This window comes from Candidatus Avedoeria danica, from assembly GCA_016703025.1.
GTDB classification, from domain to species: domain Bacteria; phylum Chloroflexota; class Anaerolineae; order Epilineales; family Epilineaceae; genus Avedoeria; species Avedoeria danica.
In genome coordinates this window covers 666,450-692,742 of sequence record JADJCV010000004.1, presented here as the reverse complement: position 1 = coordinate 692,742, position 26,293 = coordinate 666,450, and the positions used below count along the sequence as shown (strand labels likewise).

Sequence of the window (26,293 nt, the reverse complement as noted above, 5' to 3'; positions counted from 1 at the left end):
ATTCAGCGGCCGCAGCCCGTCGCGGACCGTTACGGATCATGACATCATGGCGTTCGCCGGACTCTCCGGCGACTACAACCCGCTCCACACCGACGACAGCTATGCCGCGACCACGCCGTTCGGGCGGCGCATCGCGCACGGCGTGCTCGGCCTGTCGATTGCCACCGGACTCGCCGCACGGATGAACATCATCGACGGCACGACGCTGGCCTTTCTCGGCCTCGACTGGAAGTTCCGCAAGCCGGTCTTCGCCGGCGACACCGTCTTCCTCGAGATCGACGTGCTCGAGGCCCGCATGGCCCGCGCGCTGGGCGGCGGGCTCGTGACGTTCGGCATCAAGCTCATGAACACGTCCGGCGACGTCGTGCAGCGCGGGCGCTGGGAGATCCTGTTGAAGAGCCGCGCCTTGGCCGCCGAAGCCGGCTCGGCTTCCGATGCTCGGCCGGCGGCCGAGGTCGGCTCGTCGGCGGTCGCAGCGGCGCCCGACTGACGGCCGCGTGCTGGTACGCGTGCCAAGACCCTCTCCGTCCGCGGAGCGATCCTCCGTCTTTCGCATCGTCGTCCCGGCGCCGCGGGGGTCAGAACCGCGCAACGCCTGGCTGATCCCGGGGCCGCCGGTCGTGCTCGTCGATCCCGGTCCGGCGACGGATGCGGCCTACGCCGCCGTGCGCGACGCAATGGCCGCGCTGAGCTTGGGGCTCCACGACATCCAGCGCATCGTCCTTACGCACGCGCATGGGGGCCACGCCGGGTTGACGGCACGCGTTCAGGCCGACAGCGGCGCGCGCATCTTCGCCCATCCCGGCGCGCTTCCGGCACTCGTGGACCCGTCGGCGGCGGCCGAACAGCGCGCGGAGCGAGCACTCCGCGCGGCCGGAGCGGCCGGCATGCCGGCGCACTTGGCGGCGCAGTCGGCGGACGGATGGCGGGCGCGGCTGGCGGCCGAACTGGCCGCGGAACCGCTCGGCGTGCCCCCGTCGGCGTGCGCGGCGCTGGCCGACGGGGAGCCGCTCGACCCGCGCGCCGGCGACCCGGACGGCCTGCTGTCGTGGTCCGCCCACCACACCGGCGGCCACAGCACGGACCATCTCGTCCTCGTCCACGCGCATCGGGCGATGGCGATCACCGGCGACTTGATCGATCGGCGGCGGGCGACGCTCGCGGAGGTCGTGCCGACCGGGCCGGGCGGCATGCGTGCCCCGCAACTCGCCCAACTCGTGGAGGCGTGGCGCACCTTGGCCCGACGGTCGGTCAACCTCTGGCTTCCCGGCCACGGTGAGCCGATCCGCGCGCCGCGGATCCTCGTTGCCCGCCGCCTGGCCGAGTCGCGACTGGCGCTGCAATCCGCCCGGCATGCGCTATCGGCTGAGCCGCTGACTGCCTGGGAGGTCAGCTCTCGGCTCGGCATGGGCGACGACCCCGACGACGCCGGCCGCGCCCTGACCGTGACGATCGCCCTGCTTGACTGGCTGGTCGACCGCGGCCACGCCGCGCGGACGGTCCGCGACGGCGCCTGGCGCTTCGTGCGAACGGAACGGCGCGGGCCCGCGCGCTAGCGAGCCGCGACGACGCGCCGCACCCGCCCGTCCGTGCCGACGGTCACGCGGACGACGAGCGCCACCGGCGGGCCGGTGCCGCCGGCGGCGCGCGCCGCCTTGAACGTGAAGACCGAGCCGTCCCCTTCCGTACGAACGGTCGGCTGGACGTTCGCGAGCGCCGGGTACTTGCGCCACACCGTGGCACACGCCGTCGCGCGATCGCTTGCCGCGTCGCTCATCGCCCGCCGCCCGGCACGCGCCGGTGCCCGTCAGGCGGTCGGCGCGTCATCGGAAGCGCCGCTCGGTGCGGGCTGCGCAGCGACATCGACGACGGCAGCCGGCGGCTGGAGTTGGCCGGCCAATCGATCGAGCGCGCGATTGAGGCTGCGGAGCGCGTTCGCGAGCTCGGCGCGCACCGTCGTCGCCATGCGCTGGGTGGACGGTGCGGACGGCACCTCTGCCACGCCTTCGACGGCCGGAGCATCGGTGCCCCCACCTTCGGCGGCGGCATCGGAGCGGCCGCCCATCTTGCCGATCGGCGACGCCTTGATCACGGCCTGCAGCTCGTTGACGAGGCGTTGCGCGCCCTCGCGGATGTCACCCTTGAGGTTCTCGGCTTCCGGCGTCGAGGCTGCCGCCTGCAGCGCCGCGGCGAGGCGGCTGCCGATCCCGCGCAGCTCGTCGACGACGTTCTCGGCGGACTGTCCGGCCCGCTCGCGCATCTCGTCCGCCTCGTCGCTCAGGCGCTCGAACGCATCGCCTGCGACGGCCGTGGCCTTGTCGAGCCGCGTCTGCGCTTCGTGGACGATCTTGTCGGCGGCCGTTGCCAGTCGTTCGCTCTGGGTCTGAACCGGTGGCGCGTCGGCGCCGCTGTCGACGGGTGTTGGCTCGTTCATCGCTCGCAACTCCTTGCGTGGTCAGGATGTACGGAAAGGCCGGCGCGGGCGGGTCGTCCCGGCCAGGTCAAGTGTACGCCCGTGGCCGCCAAACGGTTGCACGGTCCCGCCGCACGCCCGTCCGCGGCGCGACCGCCAGAGCCCTGTGCTATACTCGCATGCTTCCCGGTACGCAGTTCCCACGCGATGCCATCGCTATCCGACAGAGGTGGGTGGCCGCAGCCACTCCATCGAAGGCGTACCGGCCACCCCTTCCCCCCATCACGTTTCGCCGGCCCGCCGGCGCGCAAGCCGAGCGTCGCCGATGATCGACCCCAAGCGCATCCGCAACTTCTGCATCATTGCGCACATCGACCACGGCAAGAGCACGCTGGCCGATCGGCTGCTCGAAGCGACGGCCACGATCGAGGGCCGCCGGATGGTGGCGCAGGCGCTCGACTCCATGGACCTCGAGCGCGAGCGGGGCGTGACGATCAAGGCCAGCGCCGTCCGGATGCGCCACAGCATCGACGGCGGCGAACCGTACGTGCTCCACCTGATCGATACGCCGGGCCACGTCGACTTCGCGTACGAGGTCAGCCGCGCCTTGGCGGCCTGTGAGGGCGCACTGCTCATCGTCGATGCCACGCAAGGGATCGAGGCCCAGACGCTGGCCAACCTCTACCTGGCGCTCGACAACAACCTCGAGATCATCCCGGTCGTCAACAAGATCGACCTCCCGGCCGCCGATCCGGAAGCGGTGAGCGCGCAGGTGGCGGCGCTGCTCGGCTGCAAGATCGAGGACGTCCTGTGCGTCTCGGCCAAGGAAGGGACGAACATCGCCGCCGTCCTCGAGGCGATCGTCCGCCGGATCCCGCCCCCGAGCGGCGACCCGGCCGCGCCGCTCAGGGCGCTCGTCTTCGACAGCCACTACGACACCTACAAGGGCGTGATCGCCTACGTGCGCGTCGTCGATGGCGCGATCGGCGGCCGGCAGCAGCTGAAGATGCTCGCGACCGGGCTGCAGCACGAGCCGATCGAAATCGGGACGTTCGCGCCCGATATGCGGCCCGTCCAATCCCTCGGGGTCGGCGAGGTCGGCTACGTGGCGACCGGGCTGAAGTCGCTGCGCGACGTCCAGGTCGGGGACACGCTCACCACGGCGTTGAATCCGGCCACCGAAGCGCTGCCCGGCTACAGCGCCGCCAAGCCGATGGTCTTCGCCGGTCTCTACCCGACCGAAACCGAGGACTACGAGGCGCTCAGGGATGCGCTCGACAAGCTTCGCCTGAACGACGCCGCGCTCGTCATCGAGCCGGAGAGCTCGGTCGCGCTCGGCCCCGGATTCCGGTGCGGCTATCTCGGCCTCTTCCACATGGAGATCGTGCAGGAGCGCCTCGAACGCGAGTACGACCTCGATCTGCTCCAGACCGCGCCGTCCGTCATCTATCGCGTGATGCTCAACAGCGGCGACATCATCGAGGTGGACAACCCGGCGGCGCTGCCCGAGGCCACGCAGATCGACGAGATCGAGGAGCCGTGGATGCGGCTGACGATCTGGGCGCCGAGCACGTACATCGGCCCGATCATCGACCTCGTGACGGAGCGGCGCGGCCTGTTCGACTCGATGGAGTACCCGAGCGAGGGCCGCGTCATGATGCACTTCCAAATCCCGCTCGGTGAGCTGATCACCGAGTTCTACGACCAGCTGAAGAGCCGAACGCGCGGCTACGCCTCGATGGACTACCAATTCGATGTTTATCGGACCGGCGACCTCGTCAAGCTCGACGTCCTGCTCAATGAGAAGGCCGTCGATGCGCTGTCGTTGATCATCCACCGCGACAAGGCGTACGGCATCGGCGAAGCGCTCACGCGCCGGCTCAAGGACGTCATCCCCCGCCAGATGTTCAAGGTGCCGATCCAGGCCGCGATCGGCACACGGATCATCGCCCGCCAGACGGTTCAGGCGTTGCGCAAGGACGTCTTGGCGAAGTGCTATGGTGGCGACATCACGCGCAAGCGCAAGCTGCTCGAGAAGCAGAAGGCCGGCAAGAAGCGCATGAAGCGCCTCGGCAATGTCGACATCCCGCAGGATGCCTTCCTGGCCGTGCTCAAGCTCGGCCAGCAGGACAACAGCTGAAGCACTGTCGTTGGTGAGCGCTGTCGTAGCCAAACACTGTCGTAGCTGGGCACTGCCGTCGAACCCATCGCCCCGTCGCTCGGCCGCCGTCCCTCATCCTGTCCTGACGTCCTCCCCGAAGCCCGGCGGGAGTGGTCCTGCCGCGCTTCGTTCGACGCGCGTGGTCAGCGGTAGAACCCGAACCGCAGCAGCGTGTTCCGGAAGTTCACCGGGCGGAAGTCGCGCAGCGTGATCGTGCGCTCGCGCCAAGCGTTCGGACAGAGCTGGTAGCCGGCGAGCTCGGTCGTCACGAGGCGCAGCTTGTAGGGCGGCGCCTGGCAGACGCGGATCGGCAGGAACTCGTCGACGCGGCCCGGGCCCTGCACGGCCGAGCCGCGGAAGAGCTCCTTGGTGCCGCTGCCGTCCGTCAGGACGTACTCGAGCTGCGGAAGGCGGTACGTCGTGCCCGTCGCCCAGTCGCCGGAGTCGAATCGGATGTTGCAGCCCTGTGGCCGGACCGACGACACGCCGACGCTGTCCGGGAAGCTGTGGACGTTGATGCTCCAACCGCGGCCGTCGGAACACGCGCGCGTGTTCGGCGGGTCGAGGACTTCGATCTGCGGCTGCTCGAAGACGAACTCACGCTCCTGGCCATCGATGTCGAGGTAGCGTGCCGCGGTGCGGTCGGCGGCCGGGTAGATGCCGACCTTCGTCGGCTTGATCTGGTAGACGTGCTCCACGGGCGTCTCGGTCAACGTGTCGACCGCCCATCCGAGGACGTCGCCCGCGACGGTCGGCGCCGGGGCACCCGATCCGGCCACGAACGGACCGTTCACGCCGAGGTCGTCCCCGATCCCGACGCTGCGCACGGTGAAGTTGGCGACGACTAGCGCGATCTGCTCGTAGATCGCGTTCAGCTGGTCGTTGTTCGGCGCGAAGTAGTAGTACTCGGGTCCCGATGCGATCTGCTTGAGCAGCGTCTCGGCCGCGCCGCTGCCCAGGCCGATCGTGTAGATCGTCGTACCGGCCACCTTGGCGGCGTTCGCGCTTAGGATCGCCTGCTGCTCCGGTCCGGCGGCCGGTTCGTTCGGCGCGCCGTCCGTGATGAGGATGATCACGGGCCGGGCGTCCGCCCGACCGTTGCGCGTCAGCTCCTCCTGCGCCACGTCGATGGCGTTGGCGATGTTCGTGCCGCGGTCGATGGGCATGGCGTCGATCGCGGCATCGATCGCCGCCGGATCGCTCGAAAGCCCGATGACCATTCGGGCGCTGCTGTAGAAGCTCAGGATCGCCATCTTCTGCAAGCTGAAGTCCAACGTGTCGACCATCTTGTGCGCCGCCGCCTGCGCCGCCGCCAGCTTGCCGCCGCTCGTCATCGAGAGGCTCGTGTCCACCGCGGCGACCATGTCGGCCGAGCGATACTGGGCCGGCGGGCACTTCGCCGAGAGGGTGAGCCGGATCTCGACGGTCTCCCCAAGCGGATCTTGGCCGGAGAGGCCGTCTTGGTGCCCGTGATCGTGCACTGGAGCGCTTCCTGCGCCCGCACGGTGCGCGAGCCCGGCCCGGCGACCGTCGCGGTCCCGGCCAGCAGACCGACAAGCAGCGCCGCGACGCCCAGTCGCGTTGCGCGCATCGTTCCGTTCATCACCGGTCCGTTCATCTCTGAGGCTCCTGGGGCACGGTGGCCGCGAACGGCCCCGAACTCGGATGATCGAAGTGGTTCCTCGCCCAAGCGCCCCGCAACGACGGTCGTTTTCCCCCGCCCTGTCCGAAACGGCGCGCTTATGGGTTGTTAACGCTGGAACGGATACGGCGATAGCCGAGTCCGGTCCGATCGAGACGATCTCGCCCGTGTTTGGAGACGGTCGGCAGGCCGACAATCCGTCGCCCGATCCATCGCCCGATTCATCGCACTGTAGGACGACGGTCGCGCGGTGACAAACGTGACCAAACACTGACGAGTCGTTGACAACTTGCTGGCGGCGGGCCTATACTGCCGCCCAGGCGCCGCTCCGCGGTGGCGCCGGCTCGTTCGGCCGCGCGTTTGCCCTTCAGGCGCGAGGTGGACAAGCGAGCCGTGTGCGGATCCGCGGTGATCCGAGCGGCTTCGTTCTTCACATTGGCCACCTGTGCACCGGTGGCCGCCGGTTGAGCGAAGATCGCTCAGGAAGACGGGAGTAAGGAGATGAGGGGTATGCGCCGGTTACGATCGATGGGGGTGGCGGTCGGCCTCGGGCTGATCGCGTTGGCAGGCTTGGCGATGGTCCATGGGGATCCGGCCAAGGCCAGCCCGGCACAGGCCGGGTTGCAGCAGGGGACGCTCAAGAGTTCATGCGTCGCCATTCAGAAGAAGACGGCAGATCCGCAGATGGTGCTGCTCGGTGAAACGGTTGACGTGACGTTGACCGTGACCGCGTTGTGCGCCGGAGAGTCGTTCCCGTTGCACATCGTGCTCGTGCTGGACTCGTCCGGCTCGATGGCCGGTGAACCGAACCAGCAGCTGCGCAAGGCGGGGCGCGAGCTCATCGACCGCTTGGACATGAAAGACAACCCGGGCACGCAGGTCGGCGTCGTTTCCTTCGCCTCGTCGGCCAAGGTGCTCTGCCAGCTGACGAACCGTGAGAGCCAGGCGTCCAGCTGCGTCGGGCGCGTCGGTGCCGCCGGCGGGACGTGCATCGACTGCGGGATCAAGACCGGCCTCGGTGTGATGAACCGCGGCCGCTCGGGCGCCGGCGACCGCGACTCGATCCGCGAGGTGATGGTCGTCGTCTCGGACGGCGAGAACAACGCTGGCTGCCCGCCCGTGATCGCGGCTGCCGGTCAGGCCAAGGGACAGGGCATCCTCGTCATCACGGTCTGCGTCGGCGGCGGCTGCGACGTGCAGTGCATGCGCTCGGCGGCGACGAGCCCGCGCTACTTCTTCGAGGCGCGCCAGTCCAGCCAGCTCGGCCAGATCTTCGATACGATCCGCCGCCAGTTCCAGAACATCATCCTCAAGCGGCTGACCGTGATCGACAACATCCCCGACAACATGCAGTACATCGAGAACTCGGCGCTGCCCGAACCGAACGGCCATGGGGCGAACTGGGAGTACCTCGAGTGGGCCCAGACGCACATCCCGAAGGAAGGCGTCACCTTCTCCTTCAAGCTCCGACCGCTCGAGCTTGGCTACCACCCGACAAACAACGGCGCGTACGGCACGTACACGGACAACAAGAACCGCAGCGGTGAGTTCACGTTCCGTGACCCGTGGGTGCTCGTGTTGAAGGCCGACCCGCAGGCCACCAGCACCGCCCCGCCGCCGCCGCCGCCGACCCCGACCCCGACCCCGACGAACACGATCGGCCCGACGGTCACGCCGACGAACACCCCGACAGTCACCCCGACACCGCGGCCGGGACCGATCTACCTCCCGATCTCGGTCAAGGAGTACTGCGAGGACGAACTCGTCGACGTCGCGCTCGTCATCGACATGTCGACGAGCATGAACCGGCCCAGCGAGGACGGCGGGCAGAAGAAGGCCGCCGTGATCAGCGCCGCCAAGGCGTTCGTCAACATGCTGCGCCTGACGCCGGACCACCTTGGGCACCACGACCAGGTCGCCATCGTCGGATTCAACGACGACGCCTGGATCGAAGCCAAGCTGTCCAACAACCGCGGCGCGATCCTCGCCGCCCTCGACAACCTCGAGCGGCGCCAGAAGGAAGGCACGCGCCTGGACAAGGCGTTCGACAAGGGCATGGAGGCGTTGCCGCCGGCCCTGCGCCACAGCTACAGCACGCCGATCATGGTCATGCTGACGGACGGCCTGCCCAACCGCGTGCCGATCCATCCGGTGACCGGCAATCAGGAGGGCACGGTCATCGATGCCGCCCAGCGGGCCAACGACGCCGGCATCACGGTCTACACGATCGGGTTCGGCCGGGCCGATGCGCCCGAGCTGATCGATCGGGTGCTGCCGTCGCTGCTCCAAACGTGTGCATCTCGCCCGAGCTTGAGCTTCATCGAGCCGCGCGGCGATCGGATCCAGAGCATCTACGCTCAGATCGCCGACACGTTCTCGTGCAGCGGTCGCCACGACTGGGGCCAGCCGTGGCCGCCGGCCGGACGAGGGACCAATTGATCGGACGTCGGCGCGCATGAACATCGGGAACATGTAGTCGATACGTCCTAGGACGCGCGTAGCGGAGGGCCGAACCTGGTGACAGGTTCGGCCCTCCGTCGTTGTACTGGATCACCGGCATGGGTGCCGCACCGTCGAGCATGGGTGCCGCACCAGCGACATGTGGCGCACACGCAACCGCGCGGCTTGGGCAATCCTTGTTCAATTCCTGTGCGGCCGACCCCGGTTCCGCGCAGCGTGGCGCGGCGCAAATGTGCAGACGTGGTTCTCATCACGCTCACGACCGCCTATAATCTCGATCAGAAGGGGGAGCCGGTCGATACGGGCGACCGGCCATCTGTGTTGACGCGCCTCCGAGAGATGGCAGCACCAGGACGGTGGGGCCGATGCGCGTCGGCACGTCACAAGGAGTCGATGATCGATGCGCCACATTCGTCGTTGGGGGCTGATAGTCGCCCCACTCTGTGTGCTGTTCCTGTCGATGGCAGCGCTGACCCATGCCTCGCCTGCGAGGCAGACCGGGGTCACGCCGCCCGCCAACCAGTGTTCGACCGCAACCTACAAGTCGGTCGAACCCGGCGAGATCATCCTTGGCCAGAGCGCCGATGTCACGATGGTCTTCACCCAAACGTGCGTCGCCAAGCGCGCGCCGATCGACATCGTCATCCTGGCCGACGAATCGAACTCGATGACGCGGGCCGAAGACCGGGGCGGCCGGCTGCCGACGCCCGGAGCGACGCTCGACCCGCGGGTCACGCCGCCCGTCGAGCGGACGCCGGAGCCCAGTGCGACGCCCGGCTCCGGTAACCCAGGGGGGGGTGGCGGTCCAGGGGTCGGCCGCGACAACACTGAGCCGCCCGGCTGCATCGAAACCCCGCCGGGCGGCGGCGGCATCCGCCCCACGCTCGAACCGAAGGCGACGCCAACGGAGAAGCTGCCGCCACCGCCTTTGGTGAACGACGGCGCACCGCTGCAGGATCCATTCCCGACGCGGACGACGGAGCCCAGGCCGCAGCCCGGCATCCCGGTGCCGACGCGCGAGCCGGGCGGCTCGGACTTGACGGACCCGGAGCCTGCGGGCAGCGAGGACCTCCTCCGCGAGGTTTCGATCTTCATGCGCGACTTCGTCAATGACCCGGCGATCAGCGGAGACATCGAGTCGGGCGTCCTGCGCCTCGGCTTCGCCGCCTTCGGCAGCCGCGGCCGAACGATCCTCACGCTCCACGACGGTGAGCTCGGCAAGAAGGTCGGCTCGAGCGGCAACCGACTGAAGGGCGAGGGGCTTTCCCGAATCGACCTCGGCCTGCGCGTCGCGGAGACCGAGCTGAACAAGCGACCGAGGAGCGCCGAGGGCGAGCCCGTCCGACGGAAGGTCATCCTGATCCTGTCCGACGGCGGCTTCTGCTCCCGCGATCTCAACCGGGCGAAGGTCGGCCGGGACATCGAGGTCGTCACGGTGTTCATCGGACGCGGTGGTTGGAAGCGAAGGCTGGATCAGCTGGCGACGGACGGCCGCTACAAATTCACCCAGCGTGAACTCAAGCAGCTGATCGGGCTCTACCAGTCCACCCTGGCCGTCACGGTCCCGACGAACATGGACCAGCTCCTCATCCGCGACACCCTCGCCCCGGAGATGGCGCTCGTCGACGGCTCGCCGTCGCCGGCCCTATCGGTGCGGAAGGACCCGCACATGGAGTGGTGGGGCGTCCATCCGACGCTGCCTCTGACCACGACGGACTGGCATTGGGCCCATTCCGTCATCTCACCGGCCACGGGCATCAAGGTGACCGACCTCGTGACCGTCTCCGAGAGGATGACGCTGACCTACACGGTCCGCCCGCTGGAGGCCGGAACGCTGCCGATCAGCCAGGACGCGTGGGCGGCGTGGCATGAGTCGTCCGGCATCGACGGCAACATGCTCTTCCCGTCGGCCTATATCGACGTCCTGGCGCCGACCGCGACGCCGACGAACACGCCGACGACGACGCCAACCTCGACGAGCACGCCGACCCCAACCGCGACGAACACGCCGACCCCGGAAGCGCGCTACTTCCCGATCGCGCTGAACCGCTGGCCCGAACCGCTGCCGACGGCCACGCCCGACCCGTGTCCGCCGGAACTGCAGCGCGTCGACATCGCGCTCGTCGTCGACGCTTCGACGTCGATGAGCGGAACGGCAGGCGGTACGCAGACGAAGTTGCAGGCGGCGATCGTGGCCGCCAAGACGCTGGCGGGCCTCCTGCAGCTGCAGTCGGACGGGTTGAGCGACCAGGCGACCGTCATCGCGTTCAGCCGTACGGCCACGGTGCTCGCCGAGCTGACCGGAGATCGACCGACGGTCGACGCGGCGCTCGATCGCTTGCCGTCGCTGCAGGGCACGGGAACGCACATCGACGAGGCGCTCCAAGCGGCGCTCGATGAGCTGAACAGCGCACGCCGCCGGCCCGGCAGCACGCGCTCGCTCGTCCTCGTGACGGACGGCGTGAACAACGGCGACCGGGGGCGCGTCGTGGCGCTGGCCGCCCAGCTGCGGGCCGCCGACATCGCGGTGTTCACGGTCGGTCTCGGCTCGGACGTCGACGCGGTGCTGCTGCGCGAGGTCGCGACGACGCCGGACAACTTCCGACAAGCGCCGACCACGGACGACCTCGAGTTGATCTATCGTGAGATCGCGGCATTGATCCCGTGCCCGCGCGACCGACCATGAGCTAGACGATGAAGGCAGAAGGACGGCCCTGGCGCCGCACGTGCGCCGTCGTACTTCTCGCCGCTTGGACGGTCTCGATCGGCCGCGCCCCGGCGGGGGCGCGGCCGATCGTTCAGTCCGGCCAGCCACGCGAGGCGTGGGCCCGCGTCGCCACTTGGGCGTCGCAGGCCCAGCCGTTGCCGCCCACCGCGTTCCAGGGCCCAACCGGCATCACCGTCGACCCGTTCGACGACACGGTGCTCGTCGTCGACAGCGGCAACGATCGCGTTCAGGTCTTTGCGCGCGACGGGCGCCACCTCGCGACGATCGGCGCGGCGGGGCCCCCACCCGGCGGCCTGAGCAACCCGACCGGCGCCGCGATCAGCGGCGGACGGGTGTACGTCGCCGACAGCGGCCACGATCGCATCGCCGTGTTCAGCATCGACGGCGTGTACCGCAGCGAGTGGACCGGGCTCGGCGGCCCGCACGGCGTGGCAACGTCCGCCGACGGGCGCGCCGTGTTCGTGACCGAGAACCGCACGAGCCGGGTGGCGTGGTTCAGCGCCAACGGGGCGCGCCTCGGGACGTTGGGGAGTTTCGGCAACGGGGACCTTCTGAATCGCCCGGAGGGCCTGGCCGTCCTCCCCGACGGACGGGTCGTCGTCGCCAACACCGGCAACCAGCGCCTGACGATGTTCGATCCGTCCGGCGTTCAGATCGACTCGAGCGGCCCGCTGCCGGCCGGCGCCAGCCCGCACGACGTCGTCGCCGGTCCGAACGGCACGGTCTGGTCCACGGAAACCGGCGCGACGACGCGGCCGGACGCCGTCGTCGGACGCGACCTGACGCCGGGGCTGCCGGAGCGCGGCATCCGCCTCGCGGCGCCGGGCGCGACCGGGGTGGCCGTCGCCGGCGACGGCACCGTCCTGGCGACGGTGCGCGACGACAACCGGCCGCTCCACGGTGTGCGGCTCTGGCGGGGCACCCAGCTGCTGGATGAGTGGGGCACCGTGCCGGCGCCCCTTGGCCTGATCGATCGCCCCGCCATCATCGCCGGCCGCACCACGATCACCGTTGTCGATCGCTGGCGCCGGGCGCAGCGCTTCGACCTCGACGGGCTGCCGATCGACCAGAGCCCGGTGGGCGACGTGAACGACGTGAGCGTCCTGGACGACGGGCTCGTGCTGGTGCGCGACACGCGCGTCGAGCGGCTGACTGTGGACGGGACGCCCGTGTGGCGCCGCAACCTGCCGCAGGGGGCCGACTACCCGTGGGCCCGCGCCGTCGACGTCAACGCCGGGACCGGTGCGGTGACGGTGCTCGACCTCGGCCGCCAGCGCTTCGTGCGGTTCGCCGCCGACGGCACGCCGGCCGTGGAAACGACGTTCCAGCCGGGGCCCGGCGCGTTCGCGGCGCTCTGGGACTTCGCGCCCGGACCCGGGAGCTGGTGGACCGTCAACCGCAGCGCCGGTACGCTCGAACGCCGCCACGCCGACCGACTCACCGTCGAAGCGGCATGGGCGGTGCCCGGCCAGCCCCTGCGCGTGGCATCCGACCCGCTCGGCGATGCCTACGTTCTCAACCGCTTCGGCTGGGTGTGGCGCTATCGACCCGACGGCACGCTCGTGGCCGCGTGGTCCGTGGCCGCAGCGGGCGACGACAACTCTGCGCCGGCCGACCTGAGCGTCGATGAGCGGGGCCGGGTGCTCGTCGTCGACAACGGGCGCAACGAGGTGACGGCCTGGGCGCCGGATCCGCTGCTGCGCCCGGCCGACCTGCCGACATTCGAGCCGAGCTGCGTGCCCGGCGGCGACAAACGGGCGGCGCCGGATCGGCTCGTCCTCGGCGAGCAGACGACGGTCACGCTGCATATCGAAGGCACGTGCCCGGCGACGCGAACAGCCAACGACATCGTCCTCGTGCTCGACGTGTCCGGTTCGATGGTCGGACCGAGTCTCGATGCCGCCAAGGCGGCCGGAATCGCGTTCCTCGATGCGATCGACATCGTGGACACGCGCATCGCGCTCGTCTCGTTCAACCAGGACGCCGTGCTCGAGGTGCCGCTGACCGGGAACCCGGTGACGGTCGAGGCCTCGATCACCGGGCTGCAGGCCGGCGGCGGCACGGACATCGCCCGGGCGGTGGCGGCGGCGCGCCGGGAGCTGACCGGCCCGCGCCGGCGCCCGCAGGCCAACGCCGTCGTCATCCTCTTGACGGACGGCGGATCGGACGCCATGAACGCGATGCGCGAAGCGCAGCTGACGAAGCTCGAAGGTGCACGGATCTTCACGATCGGGTTCGGCATGGGCGTCAACGAGCCGCTCCTGCGCGACATCGCCTCCGCCCCGTCCGATTACGCATTCGCCCCCGGCGCGGACGAGCTCGCGGCGATCTATCGCGGCATCGCGCAGCGCCTTGCGGCGACGGTCCTGTTCCGCAGCCTCACGATCGTCGACGAGGTGCCGGCGAACATGCGCTACGTCGACGGCTCGGCGAACCCGGCGGCGGCCTTCGACGGCAGTCGGCTCGTCTGGCAGCTGGCGGACGTGCCGCTCGCCGGCCTCGACCTGACCTATCTCCTCGAGCCGACGGAGACGGGCGTCCATCCGACCAACGTCGTCGCCGCCGGCGAGGGGGTCGACGGCCTCGGCGCGCGCGGGCGGATCGCGTTCCCGGTGCCCACCGTCGAGGTCATCGCCCCGACCGCGACACCGTCGCCACTGCCGGGCGTCACGCCGAGCGCCACCCCGACGCCGACCGACACGCCGTTGCCGACCCCTACGCCGACCGCGACGCGCGTTCCGGCGCCGATCTACCTGCCGGTGCTGGCCAACGAGCGCTGCGAGACGAGCCACGCCCCGCTCGCGGTCGTGCTCGTCCTCGACACGTCATCCAGCATGACGGCGTTGACGCGTGCGGGCCGCACCAAGCTCGACGCGGCCGTCGGTGCGGCCCGCGCGATGATCGACATCCTCGAACTGGGCAGGGACCGCGCGTCCGTCGTCCGATTCGACAGCACGGCCGAGACCGTGCAACCGTTCACGGCCAACCGCAGCGCGCTCATCGACGCGCTGGCCAACCTTGCGCCCGGCATCGGCACGCGGCTCGACCTCGGGCTGGCCGAGGCGGCGCAGTCCGTGTCCACCGTGCCGGACGTGCCGGACCTGGTGCGCGCGGTCATCGTCCTCACGGACGGCAAGCCGTCCGGCACGACCGAGTCCGCCGTGCTCGCCCGCGCCGCCGAGCTGCGATCGACCGGCGCCGTGGTCTATGCCATCGGTCTCGGCGACGACGTCGATCCGGTGCTCCTCGGCCGCATCGTGACCGCGCCATCCCAACTCGTCCTGGCGCCCGACGCCGAGGACCTCGCCCGCATCTACCGTGACATCGCCCGCGAGCTGCCCTGCGCCCGGCGGTGACGGGCCGGCGGTTCGGGCGATACGGAGTAGAATGCGGGACCGCCGACGATCGTGGAGTCCTGACGATGCGCCTGTCCAACCGCTCTCCCCAACTGCGTGCGATCCTGGCCGCACTCGTCGGCATCGGTGCCGTCGGCGCCGTCGCGCTCCTTGGATCCCCGAACGCCTCTCCGCACACCGCCGTGCGCGCGCAGGGCCCGGCGCTGAGCGAAGCGTATCGCTTGGCGGACACGTGGTCCGGCGCGGGCGTCGGCGCCCCGGGCTCGCTGTTGGACCCAGGCGGCATCGACGTGACCGACGGCGTATCCGCCGGCGAAGTCTGGGTTGTCGACCGGGGCAACGGTCGGATCCAGTCGTTCACGACGGACGGCGCGTTCGTCCGGGCGTTCGGGCGCCACGGCGAAGGGGCCGCCGACTTCAAGGACCCGCGCGACATCGCCGTCGGCGGCGGGAAGGTGTACGTCACCGACCCGGGCAAGGGCGCCGTGCTCGTCTTCGAAAGGGACGGCACGCCGTCCGCCCAGTGGACCGGCGGCGCGCTCGTCGCACCGTTTGGCATCGCGTTCGGCGGCGGCCGTTTGGCGGTCAGCGAACCGTCCAAGGGTGAGGTTCTCCTGTTCGACGCGGCCGGTCAGCCAACCGGTCGGGTGACCGGGCTCGCGCAGCCGCGCGGCGTGATGATTGCCGCCGATGGGCGGATCGTCGTGGCGCAGGCCGGCGCCGGGATCGTCACGGTGCACGATGGGACGGGCCGCGAGGTGGCGCGTCAGGCCGTGGCCCGTGCGCCCCTCGATGTGGCGCTCGACGAGCGCGGCGACCTGTACGTCATGGCGTCGGACGTGATCTACTGGTTCGAGAGCGGCAAGGACCAGTCGAGCGCCGCGCTGTACTTCGACAGTCTGCAGGCGATGTCCGTCGTGTCGCGCTACGGCGTGTTCGCCACGGCAGCGCGCGTGGCCACCCAGTTCCACGGCATCGTCCGCTTCCCATGGCGTCCGCGCGAGAGCGCTGCGGCCACCAGTTGGCGCCTCACCGGCTATCCGCTGGGCCGGCTGAACCGTCCGGCGGCGATCCACGCCGCGCCCGATGGCCAAATCTGGGTGGCGGATGCCTGGCCGCGCGTGCAGGCGTTCGGAGCCGACGGGCGTGCGGTGCGCCAGCTTGACCTCCCGCAGCCGGCGGTCGACATCGGCGGCCTGGCGGACGGGGGCCTCGTCGTCGCCGAGCTCGGGCGGATGCACCGCCTTGGCCCGGCCGGGCAGTTGCTGGCCACGCTGCAGCTCGGCCCATCCGGACGGCGGTGGTGGGTAACGGGCCTGACCGTTCAGCCGTCCGGCACCCGCCTCACCGCCGCCGACGGCGCGTACGCTTTCGCCCGCGACGTCGGGCTGACGAGCACGCTCTTGCCGGCAGGCGGCTTCCCGCTGCGGACGGCCGGCCAGCCGTGGGAGCTCTTCTGGGATGTGGCCAGCCATCAGGCTGCGCCGGGCGCGCCTGTCCGCCTGTTCGCCGTGAACCGCACGGCGCATACCGTCGAGGTGTACGAGAACGCAACGCGCACGGGCGTGCTGCCCATCGACGGCATCCCGACCCGGATTGCCCTCGACGCGTCCGGGCGGCTGCATGTCTTGACGACGGAGGGCATCGTCTGGAAGCTCGCCCAGGACGGCACGGCGTTGGCCGCGTGGGACGTCGGCGCGTTCTCCGCCGGCGGTGTGGATGTCGTGGATCTGGCGGTCGACGCCGCCGGGCGGGTGTACACCCTCGACCGCGCCGCGAACACGGTGCGCGTCTGGGAACGCGATCCGGGCGCACCGGCCGAGCCGCCCCTGGCGCGCGGCGGGGCATGCCGCGTGCGGGGGGACAAGCGCGCGGCGCCCGAAAGCCTGCGCCTGGGCGGACGCGTCACCGTCGAGCTGATCGTCGGCGGCGAGTGCCCGGAACACGCTGCCGCGGGCCGATATCGTCTTGGCGATCGACCGCTCGTTCTCGATGACCGAGAACAACGGGATCACGGCCACGCGCCAGGCCGCGACGGCCTTCCTGAGCGGGATCGACTTCAGCGAGGACCGCGTGGCCGTCGTGGCGTTCAACAACACGGCCTCCCTCGTCCAGCCCCTCTCCAACGATCCGACGGCGGCACGCGCGGCGATCGCCGCCTTGCAGCCGCTTGGCGGCACGGACATCGCCCGCGCGATCGACGTTGCGGCCGCCGAGTTGTTCGGGGTGCGCCACCGCGACGACGCGAAGCCGGTGATCATCCTGCTGACGGACGGACGGCCGAGCCGTGGGCCGGACGAGACGCTCGATGCGGCCGCCGCCGCCAAGCTGCTCGGGACGCAGATCTTCACGATCGGCTTCGGCGACGTCGACCCGATGCTGATGACGCTGGCCGCGTCGACGCCCGAGGACGCGTTCATCGCCGCATCCACGGACACGTTGAACGCGATCTACGCCGAGATCGCCAACCGGCTGACGGCGGACGTTCTGGCCCGCGAGGTCCACATCACGGACGAGTTGCCGGCCGGCATGCGTTTCATCGCCACCGTCGCCGGCCCGGCGCCGCGGGTGAACGGCCAAACTCTCTCCTGGGACCTCACCGACGTGCCCTTCGGCGGCATCCGGCTGGCGTACACCGTCGAGCCGACGGCGCGCGGGAAGCAGCCGACGAACGTGAAGGCGAGTGCCACGTTCATCGACGGCCTTTCGCGGCCGGGGCAGCTGCGCTTCCCGGTGCCCGAGGTCTCGGTGCTGGACATCGACCCGACCGTCACGCCGACGTTCACACCGTTCCCGACCGCCACGCCCCGTCCGACCCAGACGCCGGTCCCGATGCCGATCTTCCTACCGCTCACACTCCGCCAGTCGTGCGAGAGCGCCGACATCGGCACGGACGTGATCATCGTGATGGACAACTCGGGCAGCATGAACGAACTTGCCCGGCCCGACGGACCGACGCGCCTGGAGGCAGCCGTCGCCGCGGCGGCGGTGCTCGTCGAGCGCATGCGCCCGGCCGATCGGGCGGCGCTCGTGGCGTTCAACCGCGAGGCGACGCTGGTGCAGGAGCTGACCGGCGACAAGTCCGTCCTGACCGCAGCGCTCACCGGCCTGCAGACGGCGGCCGGGACGCGCGTCGACCTTGGCCTGAGCGTCGCATTCGACGAGCTGACCGGCCCGCGCCTCCTGCCGACGAACACACGCGCGGTCGTGCTCCTCACGGACGGCGAGAGCGAGATCGAGGACCAGGCGATCCTGGATCAGGCGGAGCGCGTGAAACCGAACGTGTCGCGCCTGTTCGTCATCGGCATGGGCAGCCCGACCGAGCTGGACTACGCGCTGCTGCGGGCCGTCGCCACGTCGCCGACGGACTTCTTCGAAGCCCCCGACCCGGAGCAGCTGACCGCGATCTACGCCCAGGTCGCCCGCTCGATCGCGTGCGCCAACCTGGACTGGCCGTCGCGGCGGCCGTAGGTCGGTGAGAGCGGCGGGAGGCGAACGACTGAAGTCGTGGATCCGTACGGCATCCCCATCCGCCGCACCGGCCGGGCGATTGGCGGCCACCCGTCCCAGCCCCTATAATCGCCGCCACACGGGGCGTGGCGCAGTCCGGTAGCGCGCAGCGTTTGGGACGCTGAGGCCGGAGGTTCGAATCCTCTCGCCCCGACAGCACGGCCGACTTCGGACGGTCGTCGCCGCTGCGGGTGTAGCTCAATGGTAGAGCTCCAGCCTTCCAAGCTGATGGTGCGGGTTCGATTCCCGCCACCCGCTCACGTCGGGGCCGTCGTCCACCGTCCTGACAGCTCGGCGCGGGCCTATAGCTCAGCGGTTAGAGCGGCCGGCTCATAACCGGTTGGTCCCAGGTTCGAATCCTGGTGGGCCCACTCGCATCGGATCGGCTTGGCTCGGCTCGAGGGCGGCGAGGATCAGCGCCTGGGACACCCAGGTGTACACCGCCAGATCGACCAAGAAGAAGCTGTTGTCCAACAGCCCGTGCGCCAGCCCGTACACCAGCGTACCGACCCCGACCGCCGCCAACGTGCGGTCCGCGCCAGGCCCCGCGATCACGACGCGCGCGGCCGAGCGGGCGAACCACACGAGCCAGGCCGCCAAGAGCACGGCGCCCGGCAGTCCGAGGCGGGTCCACCAATCGAGCGCGACGTTGTGCGGGTGGCTCAGGAAGCGCTCCTGGATCACGTCGCGCTGCACGTAGCGATCCCGGTAGAGGCCCATGAAGTTGTCCAGGCCGACGCCGAGCACGGGGTGGTCGAGCCCCATCCGCACCGCCGACTGCCACAGGCGCACGCGGTAGTAGAGCGTCGTGCCCGGCTGCATCGCCAGCGCGCCGGCCACGCGCTCGGTGCGGGCGAAAGGGGCGAGGGCGAGCGCGACCGCGACTGCCGCCACCACCATCCAGCGGACCGCGCGGCCCCCGAGGCGGCCGCGGGCAGCGAGCACGCCGAGCCAGAGCGCGGCCACCGGCAAGCCGACGAGGACGGTCCCGCGGCTGAACGTGCCAAGCAGTGCAGCAGTGCAGGCGAGGAACGCCGCCCAGCCGAGCGTCGCGCGCCGCGGACCGGACGATGCCGCTGCTTGCGTGAACACCCAGCCGGAAGCCAGCCCGAGACAGACCCGTCCCAGGATCAACGCCAGGTTGTTCGGCGAGTTGTACGGGCCCTGCGCGCGCACGACGCCTTCGGCCGCGACCGCACCCTCGCCCCAGCCGATGGCATGGCCGGCGACGCCGAACAGTCCCCACAGCGCCGCAATCGTTGCCCCGGCGACGATGCCGTGCCAAGCCGATGCCGCGGCCAATCGTCGATTCGGCCAGAGGCGAAGGACGGCGTAGAAGGCGGCCGGCTCCGCGATCACCGTCCGCCACTCGCGCAGCGCCAGCGCCGGCTCCTCGGCCCACAGCGGGGTCAACGCCGACCAGACGACGAGGAGGACGACGCCGACATCGACGGGGTGAAGGAGGCGACGTACGCTGCTCCCGGTCGCCGCGGTCCCCATCGCCTTGGCTTCATCTGCCGCGTCGACTGCCGCGTCCCCCATCGAAGTCGTTGGCGCCGGCGACGCGGCCGCGCGATCGAGCAGCCGGCGCGCACCGGCACCAACGACCGTCACCGCGATCAGCAGCTCGACCGGCCCGACCGCCTGAGGCCCGAGCGCCGGGGCGAGGTCCAGCGCGTACGCCGCGAAGTAGAACGGCGCCGCTGCGGCGACGAGCCAGACCGCCGCCATCGGCCAGACCGTTGCCGCGGCGACGGCGGCCGGCACGAGCGGCGCGTTGAGCGGCCAGCCGACGACGCCGTCGGCCAGGACGAGCGCGGCGAGGACCGCGCGGCCGAACCACGGCGAGCGCCAGTTTGCACGCCGCGTCGCGTCGTTCGCCGCCTCCTCCATCACCGCCGCAAATCGGCGCGCCGCACGCCAGACGAACGGCCGACGCATTCCCCAAGTCGTCGTCGCCCACGCTGCGCCGGCGGCGGCGATGGCGAGCCCGATGAGCGCTGCCCAGCGTCCCGGCCGCTCGGGCCACGGCCGGACGATGCGCGCCGATCCGACGGGGGACCGCTCGGGCGACGCGGCCATCGTGCGATCGTCGTCCGAGGGGTTGGGCTCCGGGAGAGAGACGCCCGACGTCGCCTGCCGAACCGCGGCGCCGAGTGCCGACGGCCGGCCGTCTTCCTCGACGAGCCTCATCTGCTGACCGGCAAGCTCCGCGACCGGTGCGCCCGCCGTGGCGAAGTTGCCGACGAACAACGCGCCGAGCCACGGCCACTCGGCGCGTGCCATGCCCCAGACCGCCGCGAACCAGGCGGCCTGGGCGGTCGCCGGATCGGTCGCCGGATCGGTCGCCGGATCGGTCGCCGGATCGGTCGACACGTCGTCCCCGCCCCCGGCCACCCCATCGTCGCCGTCATCGCCGACAACGCCATCGCCGTCCCCGTCGTCCCGGTCATCAGGCGACTTCCCATCGCCCGGGATCGCCGCCACGATCCAGATCGGCCGCTCGATGCCGTGGCGGACGAGGACGCGCCGCAACAGCTCGGCGCGGCGGACGTTCAGGACCTCGCGGTCCACGGCCGGGTCGGTGACGGTGCGTTCGAAGCCGCTGATCTCGACGCCGACGGCATCGACGGTCGCGAGCGCCCCGGTTCGCGCCAAGCGGTCGAGGTAGACGTAGTCCGACATATGACATGGACCGACGTCCGTCGTCGGGGTCAAGCCGGCCGAGACCACCCACACCTCGGGCGCCGCCGCCCGCACCGCACGCCCGGCCGCGACCAGCAGTTGGGCGTACCCCTCCGGGTCCGGCCCGGTGCGGCGCCAATGCGGCACGGAGTTCGGCTCGCGCCAGATCTCGACGCCCAGCAGCACGTCCCGGTAGCGGGCGACGAACACGCCGAGGAAGCGCGCCAGGTCGGCCGCATCGGTTGGCGGCATCCCTGCCGGCCACGACCGCGCTTCCGCCTCGCACGGCACCCACCAGCTCGCCGGCCACGGCGGATCTTGGCGCGCCCACGCCGGGGCGGTATCGACGGCGACGAGCGCCCGCCGGCCGTCGGCGCGCATCGCGCCGGCGGTCTCGTCCCACGCCGACCAGTCGAACGTGCCGCGCGCGGACTCGACCGCCGCCCAATCCAGCCGGACCCGCAGCGCGTCGCCGATGCCGGAGCTGGCGGCCACGGCGCTCGCAAGCGCCGTCGGATCGACATCGATGTTCACACCGAGCACGGGCGGCCGGTCGGCGGCTTCGTTCGGCATCGCGCCGCCTTGGAACACCACGGCCAAGGCAAGCGCCGCCGGCCATGCCGCGACCACGCGGCCGCCCACCCAGCCCGCGACGTCGGGCTTCGTCATGAACGCGCCGGGGACGTCGGCCCCCGGACCACGGTCATCGACGACGCGCGCCAAGGGCTCAATCGTCCCCTAGTACACCACCACTGGACACGCTCGGGGTTTCCACCAGAGTGCGGAACCCGGAGAATCTGCAGTGGTGACGTACTAGGCCTGCAGCCGCTCGTGCCGCACCTGGTGGGCCGCCAGCCACTCGGGCGGCGGGTCGACGGCCAGGCCGGCGCCGTCCGGTGCGGACCACCGGCCGTCGGCGATCCGTTCGGCGCCCCAGCGCCCGAAGCCGTCGCCCGGCGCGCATGGCAACGTCGCGCCGGGGGCCATGGCCAGCGCCAGCGCGGCGCGCGCCGCGACCGGCGTGACGGAGGGCGTGCCGACCCAGGCGTCGATGCCGTGGCCGTAGGCCGTTTCCAGCACGAGCACGGCTTCGGACAGGCCGATCGCGGTCGGATCGACGTGCGCGATCGCCACAGCGCCGAGCTCGAAGGCGTTCGCGAGCGCATCGGCACCGACGACGTTGCCGATGGAGATCGGGCTGCCCAGCCAACGCCGAAGCCGCACGATGTCCGCCACGGCCCAGTCGGGAAATGGGCGGTGGAGGAATGACGGCGCCAGGCGGTCCAGCGCGGCGAGCGCATGGACATCAGCCAGCCGGTAGGCGCCGTCGAGATCGAACGCAAACGAAAGGTCGTGCAGCTCCGGCACGAGCGCAGGCAGCAGTCGCTGATCCGCGTTCGGCCGCGCCGGCAGGTGGACGGCCGTGAAGCCCGCCGCACGCGCGCGGCCGATTCCGTCCGCCAGGGCGGCGGCCGTCACGCCGTGGATGCGCTGCGCCACCGCCACGGGACGAGCGGCGGCGCCGAGCGCGGCATGGAGCGGCGCACCCAACCGTCGGGCGAAGAGATCCCACACCGCCATCTCGAGGGCGGCGGCGGCGCGCCCTTCGGCGGCAACGCCTCGCCAGACGACGCTCAGCTCGGCCGGCGAGCCGACGGACTCGGTCAACAGGGCAGGGGCGAGGGAGCTGCACAACGCATCGAAGACACCGTGCTCGCTCCACGGCACGACGCTCTCTCCCCAGCCGACGAAACCGTCGGCGGCCACGGCGACGAGGAGCGCACGACGGCGGCCGTCCTCGACGACCCAGACATCGATCGCCTCGACGCTCAACGGCGCGGGCAGCAGTCCTTCGGGCCGCACCGATGCACGTTCGAGATGCGGCAAGCCGATGATGCTCGCGTCGGACGGTGGGCCATCGGTCAGCCGGCGGCGCCACTCCCGCAACTCGCTGGAGAGTGCCGCCAAGTCCAGTCCAAGGCCGGTTGGACCGACGGGCGCCAAGCCCTCGAGCGCCCGATCGATCAGCCGGACGGCACCGGATGGGTTGTTCTGAACGACGAACTTGTGCAGTGCGGCCGCCGCCTGTATCAACCCCTGCAGGCCGCTGCGATCGGGTTCCGCCGCCGTGCGCCAAGCGGCCTCCCAGGCCTCGTGGCTCGCCCAGAAGTCGGCCCGATTGAACAGCGCCCGGCCGCGCGCGATGGCCGCCGCCTGCGCCAGGCGCGGAGGAGATACGGCGGCGTCATCGCGTGCAGTCAACGGAGTGTTGCCCCGGAGCGCCCGACCGCGTCGGGTGCGCCCGCCGGTGCTATTGCGACGGCTTGTCGATGACGGCCGCCAACTCGGCCATCTTCTCCGTGCCGGTCCCTTCGACGATCGTCTCGCCGACCATGAACGACGGCGTGCTCGCCACACCCTGCTCCTGCGCCTTTGCCTTGTCGGCCAACGCCTTGTCGCGCGTCGCGGAGGCATCCATGCACGCGTCCCACTTCGTCACGTCGAGCGACATGCGCTCGGCGATCTTGCGGAGACGCTCCTTGTTGAACTGGCCCTGGTTGGCGGCCGGTCCCTGGTTCTCGAACAGCCAGTCGTGCACTTCCCAGAACTTGCCCTGCTCCAAGCCGCAATAGCCGGCCATCGACGCCAGCACCGATTCGTCGCTCTCGGTGCCGTCGCCCATGAACGGGAACGTCACCCAGACCAGCTTCACCTTGCCCGGCGTGATGAACGTCTTCTCGAACTCGCGCGCGAACACGTCGTTGTGCTGCTTGCAGTGCGGACACTGGAAGTCGGCGAACTCGTAGACCGTGACCGGCGCGTCGGCATTGCCCAGATAGGGGTGCCCGTCCTCGGTGGTCCCGAACGGCAGCGGGGCGGCCGCCGGGAAGGTCTGGATGAGCGGTTCCTGCAAATCCTTGGGGGAAAGCAACCAGAACAGCCCGCCGAGGAAGAACACGGCCAAGAGGACAACGATCCCCACCAGCGGCAACGAGACCCCGGCCCGCGTCGGCTTCGCCACGATAGTCTGCTCCATGCGAGGGGGCACGCACGTCGGACTGACGTGCGGCGTGAAACGGCTCATCGAGTTGGCGACGCACTAGTACTCCACCACTGAACATGCTCGTGGCGGCCACCAGAGTAGGGAACCCCTAGAATCCACAGTGGTGGAGTACTAGGGGCGGTCGGTCGCCGGCCGCGGCGCGATTGTAGGGGGAGCGCTTCGGACCGTCAATGCGCCCGGGTCGTCCCCGGGCCGCCACGGGACAGGCTTGACCGGTCGCAGTCCGCGTGTTATCTTACCCTTCCTGTCGTCACCACATGGTGGCCGGGTCGGTCCCCGTAGCTCAGTGGATTAGAGCGTCTGGTTGCGGTCCAGAAGGCCGGAGGTTCGAGTCCTCCCGGGGATACTGTGTGGGTCGGTTCCGTGTTCGTGAGCGGATCCTGCGTGATGCGGGTGTGGGTTCACGGTCTGGGTCGGTGTGGTTCGGTCTGGTTCGGTGTGGCCGGGGTGGCGGAATTGGCAGACGCGCAGTGCTCAGAACGCTGTGAGCGTAAGCTCGTGCGAGTTCGAGTCTCGCCCTCGGCATGGGGTCTGTTCAGCAGGGTGCGGATTTGCAGTGTGCGGATCGGCAGTCTGCGGATCGACAGGGTTCGGATCGACAGGGTCCACTCGCGGGAGTGGCGGAATTGGCAGACGCGCTAGGTTGAGGGCCTAGTCCTCGTTAAGAGGGTGGGAGTTCGAGTCTCCCCTTCCGCATCGCACCTTACCAGGCAACCAGGGCAAACCGTCGCTGGCGCGCGAGCGCCAGAGGAACTTCCCGACTGCCATACACATGTGGTCCTCACGAAACAGCAAGTGAGGGAGCGCGCTCCGCGAGGGCGCGCGACAACAGCCGCAACAGAGAGAAGACCTGCCCGGATCCGTCCGGGTAAGGGTGAAAGCTCGCCGGATAGGCGAGGGCGCGGACGGTGACGTTCGCGCGCAGGCGAGGCGACCACGGCAGCAAGGCGGGTGGGCCGGGCCAATCGCTCCCTTAGCGGGTGTGGCGATGCGCGGTCCCGTCGCAGCGGCGCCGGCGAAGGTGTGCAACACGCACCAAGCCAGGCGGCGCCAGACTCGGTTTCGAGCCTGAGATAGATGACGGTCTCGACAGAATCGGGGGTATCGCTTCCGGTTGCCAGGGTTGGTGCGCCCCCGTAGCTCAGAGGATAGAGCACTGGCCTCCGGAGCCAGGAGCGCAGGTTCGAGTCCTGCCGGGGGTACTTTACGGTCTGTCGCGAGGCGGCGTAGCTCAGTTGGTTAGAGCGAGCGGCTCATAATCGCTAGGTCGCTGGTTCGAGTCCAGCCGCCGCCACCTAGATCGATGATCCGTCGCGGAATTGACCCGCGGCGGGCGGATGGTACAATCATGTGATTGCTGCGGGGTGGAGCAGTGGCAGCTCGTCGGGCTCATAACCCGAAGGTCGTAGGTTCGAATCCTGCCCCGCTATCGTCATCGGCCCCTTCGTCTAGAGGCCTAGGATACTGCCCTCTCAAGGCAGAGACACGGGTTCGAATCCCGTAGGGGCTACTCACCCCAAGGCTCGGCGAAAGGCCTCTGCCCTGCCGACGTTGCGTGGTCAACGTTGCACGGCTCAGGAGAAGCTCGGCCAAGGGGATCCAGATCCCGTCACTGGGGGATCGTATAATGGTAGTACGTCTGACTCCTGGATCAGATAGTCGGGGTTCGAATCCCTGTCCCCCAGCCTCAGGCGCGCGCAGCTTAACAACCGACGCCTTGTTCGAACCGTGGGGAGGTTACCATAGCCCGGTAATGGAGCGGCCTGCTAAGCCGTTGCGGGCGCAAGCCGGTCGCGGGTTCGAATCCCGCCCTCTCCGCTGATCATTGTGGCCACGTAGCCAAGTGGCAAGGCAAGGGTCTGCAAAACCCTCATCGCCGGTTCGATTCCGGCCGTGGCCTTGCGCCGAGGTAGCTCAGCTGGTAGAGCGCTTCCCTGAAAAGGAAGAGGTCCCCAGTTCAAGTCTGGGCCTCGGCACTCTGCGGCGGCTGTGCACGTGGCGGTGCGCGGTCTGCCGCGGCTTGACGGTTTCGCATCGATCCCTGTCCGTAATCAATCCACCGTAGCTCAATTGGCAGAGCATCCGGCTGTTAACTGGAGGGTTACTGGTTCAAGTCCAGTCGGTGGAGCACTTCGCTGGCAACACGCCAGCGCGCGGGCGATTAGCTCAGTTGGTTAGAGCACTCCCCTGATAAGGGAGAGGTCCCAGGTTCGACTCCTGGATCGCCCACCTCCAGATCGGACGCCACGTCGATCTGGTCAGCGGACACGCGAT

General features: G+C 70.2%; 15 protein-coding genes and 16 tRNA genes. 23 read left to right on the top strand and 8 right to left on the bottom strand.

Going from position 1 to position 26,293, the window contains the following annotated elements; genetic code table 11:
• The first annotated feature begins 46 nt into the window (after nt 1-46).
• Together IPG72_06150 and IPG72_06145 are read left to right on the top strand one after the other, a co-directional pair.
• A complete protein-coding gene (locus IPG72_06150; protein ID MBK6768579.1) occupies nt 47-490 on the top strand; it encodes a dehydratase in 444 nt (147 codons plus the stop codon).
• 130 nt (nt 491-620) lie between these two features.
• Nucleotides 621-1,556 (top strand): MBL fold metallo-hydrolase, encoded by a 936-nt coding sequence (locus IPG72_06145; protein MBK6768578.1) that lies wholly within the window; start codon nt 621-623, stop codon nt 1,554-1,556.
• On the opposite strand, the gene IPG72_06140 is transcribed toward IPG72_06145, so the two are convergent.
• A complete protein-coding gene (locus IPG72_06140) occupies nt 1,553-1,777 on the bottom strand; it encodes a hypothetical protein (GenBank protein ID MBK6768577.1) in 225 nt (74 codons plus the stop codon). The genes IPG72_06145 and IPG72_06140 overlap by 4 nt on opposite strands.
• A gap of 30 nt (nt 1,778-1,807) precedes the next feature.
• The gene (locus IPG72_06135; protein MBK6768576.1) at nt 1,808-2,434 is read right to left on the bottom strand and encodes a hypothetical protein; all 627 of its coding nucleotides are present in this window, start codon (nt 2,432-2,434) and stop codon (nt 1,808-1,810) included.
• Nucleotides 2,435-2,738: 304 nt separating this feature from the next.
• Between IPG72_06135 and lepA the strand changes: the two genes are divergently transcribed.
• Entirely contained in the window at nt 2,739-4,553 is a 1,815-nt protein-coding gene (lepA, locus tag IPG72_06130) for an elongation factor 4 (protein MBK6768575.1), read from the top strand.
• A gap of 164 nt (nt 4,554-4,717) precedes the next feature.
• Here lepA and IPG72_06125 read toward each other — a convergent pair whose 3' ends face one another.
• The gene (locus IPG72_06125; GenBank protein ID MBK6768574.1) at nt 4,718-6,055 is read right to left on the bottom strand and encodes a VWA domain-containing protein; all 1,338 of its coding nucleotides are present in this window, start codon (nt 6,053-6,055) and stop codon (nt 4,718-4,720) included.
• 671 nt (nt 6,056-6,726) lie between these two features.
• On the opposite strand from IPG72_06125, the gene IPG72_06120 reads away from it, so the two are divergent.
• The 3 genes from IPG72_06120 (at nt 6,727) to IPG72_06110 (ending at nt 14,760) form a co-directional block, all read left to right on the top strand.
• On the top strand, nt 6,727-8,655 hold the full coding sequence (locus IPG72_06120) for a VWA domain-containing protein (protein MBK6768573.1): 1,929 nt from the start codon (nt 6,727-6,729) through the stop codon (nt 8,653-8,655).
• A gap of 421 nt (nt 8,656-9,076) precedes the next feature.
• Nucleotides 9,077-11,362: a VWA domain-containing protein gene (locus IPG72_06115; protein MBK6768572.1), complete on the top strand. Its 2,286-nt coding sequence runs from the start codon at nt 9,077-9,079 to the stop codon at nt 11,360-11,362.
• 8 nt (nt 11,363-11,370) lie between these two features.
• Nucleotides 11,371-14,760 (top strand): VWA domain-containing protein, encoded by a 3,390-nt coding sequence (locus tag IPG72_06110; GenBank protein MBK6768571.1) that lies wholly within the window; start codon nt 11,371-11,373, stop codon nt 14,758-14,760.
• Here IPG72_06110 and IPG72_06105 read toward each other — a convergent pair.
• Nucleotides 14,718-16,235 (bottom strand): hypothetical protein, encoded by a 1,518-nt coding sequence (locus tag IPG72_06105; GenBank protein ID MBK6768570.1) that lies wholly within the window; start codon nt 16,233-16,235, stop codon nt 14,718-14,720. The two genes, IPG72_06110 and IPG72_06105, sit on opposite strands and share 43 nt — an antisense overlap.
• A complete protein-coding gene (locus tag IPG72_06100; GenBank protein MBK6768569.1) occupies nt 16,235-16,522 on the bottom strand; it encodes a hypothetical protein in 288 nt (95 codons plus the stop codon). The genes IPG72_06105 and IPG72_06100 overlap by 1 nt, the downstream gene beginning before the upstream one ends.
• Nucleotides 16,523-16,728: 206 nt before the next feature.
• Here IPG72_06100 and IPG72_06095 point away from each other — a divergent pair, with 206 nt between their 5' ends.
• From IPG72_06095 to IPG72_06080, 4 genes are all read left to right on the top strand, one after another.
• A complete protein-coding gene (locus IPG72_06095; protein ID MBK6768568.1) occupies nt 16,729-18,231 on the top strand; it encodes a VWA domain-containing protein in 1,503 nt (500 codons plus the stop codon).
• Nucleotides 18,232-18,350: 119 nt separating this feature from the next.
• Nucleotides 18,351-18,424 (top strand) — tRNA-Pro (locus IPG72_06090).
• 33 nt (nt 18,425-18,457) lie between these two features.
• Nucleotides 18,458-18,528 (top strand) — tRNA-Gly (locus IPG72_06085).
• Between the two features lie 40 nt (nt 18,529-18,568).
• Nucleotides 18,569-18,641: transfer RNA gene (locus tag IPG72_06080), tRNA-Ile, on the top strand.
• On the opposite strand, the gene IPG72_06075 is transcribed toward IPG72_06080, so the two are convergent.
• The 3 genes from IPG72_06075 to IPG72_06065 form a co-directional block, all read right to left on the bottom strand.
• On the bottom strand, nt 18,601-21,624 hold the full coding sequence (locus tag IPG72_06075) for an O-antigen ligase family protein (protein ID MBK6768567.1): 3,024 nt from the start codon (nt 21,622-21,624) through the stop codon (nt 18,601-18,603). The genes IPG72_06080 and IPG72_06075 overlap by 41 nt on opposite strands.
• A gap of 144 nt (nt 21,625-21,768) precedes the next feature.
• A complete protein-coding gene (locus tag IPG72_06070) occupies nt 21,769-23,217 on the bottom strand; it encodes a DUF309 domain-containing protein (GenBank protein MBK6768566.1) in 1,449 nt (482 codons plus the stop codon).
• Between the two features lie 49 nt (nt 23,218-23,266).
• Nucleotides 23,267-23,977 carry a thioredoxin domain-containing protein gene (locus IPG72_06065; protein ID MBK6768565.1) on the bottom strand — a complete coding sequence of 237 codons (711 nt, stop codon included), beginning with the start codon at nt 23,975-23,977 and terminating at the stop codon, nt 23,267-23,269.
• A 314-nt stretch (nt 23,978-24,291) separates the two neighbouring features.
• Between IPG72_06065 and IPG72_06060 the strand changes: the two genes are divergently transcribed.
• The 13 genes from IPG72_06060 (at nt 24,292) to IPG72_06000 (ending at nt 26,248) form a co-directional block, all read left to right on the top strand.
• Nucleotides 24,292-24,365: transfer RNA gene (locus IPG72_06060), tRNA-Arg, on the top strand.
• Between the two features lie 95 nt (nt 24,366-24,460).
• Nucleotides 24,461-24,544: transfer RNA gene (locus IPG72_06055), tRNA-Leu, on the top strand.
• 86 nt (nt 24,545-24,630) lie between these two features.
• Nucleotides 24,631-24,715: transfer RNA gene (locus IPG72_06050), tRNA-Leu, on the top strand.
• A 434-nt stretch (nt 24,716-25,149) separates the two neighbouring features.
• Nucleotides 25,150-25,221: transfer RNA gene (locus tag IPG72_06045), tRNA-Arg, on the top strand.
• Between the two features lie 18 nt (nt 25,222-25,239).
• Nucleotides 25,240-25,313, top strand: a tRNA-Met gene (locus IPG72_06040).
• 65 nt (nt 25,314-25,378) lie between these two features.
• Nucleotides 25,379-25,447 (top strand) — tRNA-Met (locus IPG72_06035).
• 9 nt (nt 25,448-25,456) lie between these two features.
• Nucleotides 25,457-25,529 (top strand) — tRNA-Glu (locus tag IPG72_06030).
• A 103-nt stretch (nt 25,530-25,632) separates the two neighbouring features.
• Nucleotides 25,633-25,704, top strand: a tRNA-Arg gene (locus IPG72_06025).
• Between the two features lie 45 nt (nt 25,705-25,749).
• Nucleotides 25,750-25,837 (top strand) — tRNA-Ser (locus IPG72_06020).
• Nucleotides 25,838-25,848: 11 nt separating this feature from the next.
• Nucleotides 25,849-25,919 (top strand) — tRNA-Cys (locus IPG72_06015).
• A 3-nt stretch (nt 25,920-25,922) separates the two neighbouring features.
• Nucleotides 25,923-25,995: transfer RNA gene (locus IPG72_06010), tRNA-Phe, on the top strand.
• A 79-nt stretch (nt 25,996-26,074) separates the two neighbouring features.
• Nucleotides 26,075-26,147, top strand: a tRNA-Asn gene (locus IPG72_06005).
• A gap of 27 nt (nt 26,148-26,174) precedes the next feature.
• Nucleotides 26,175-26,248 (top strand) — tRNA-Ile (locus tag IPG72_06000).
• The last annotated feature ends 45 nt before the right edge of the window (nt 26,249-26,293 follow it).

Coding starts and splice junctions, on each gene's coding strand:
- IPG72_06150 (MBK6768579.1), top strand. CDS start 47: ATGGCGTTCGCCGGACTCTCCGGCGACTACAACCCGCTCCACACCGAC.
- IPG72_06140 (MBK6768577.1), bottom strand. CDS start 1,777: ATGAGCGACGCGGCAAGCGATCGCGCGACGGCGTGTGCCACGGTGTGG.
- IPG72_06135 (MBK6768576.1), bottom strand. CDS start 2,434: ATGAACGAGCCAACACCCGTCGACAGCGGCGCCGACGCGCCACCGGTT.
- lepA (MBK6768575.1), top strand. CDS start 2,739: ATGATCGACCCCAAGCGCATCCGCAACTTCTGCATCATTGCGCACATC.
- IPG72_06120 (MBK6768573.1), top strand. CDS start 6,727: ATGCGCCGGTTACGATCGATGGGGGTGGCGGTCGGCCTCGGGCTGATC.
- IPG72_06115 (MBK6768572.1), top strand. CDS start 9,077: ATGCGCCACATTCGTCGTTGGGGGCTGATAGTCGCCCCACTCTGTGTG.
- IPG72_06110 (MBK6768571.1), top strand. CDS start 11,371: ATGAAGGCAGAAGGACGGCCCTGGCGCCGCACGTGCGCCGTCGTACTT.
- IPG72_06105 (MBK6768570.1), bottom strand. CDS start 16,235: ATGGCTGGCCACATCCCAGAAGAGCTCCCACGGCTGGCCGGCCGTCCG.
- IPG72_06075 (MBK6768567.1), bottom strand. CDS start 21,624: ATGACGAAGCCCGACGTCGCGGGCTGGGTGGGCGGCCGCGTGGTCGCG.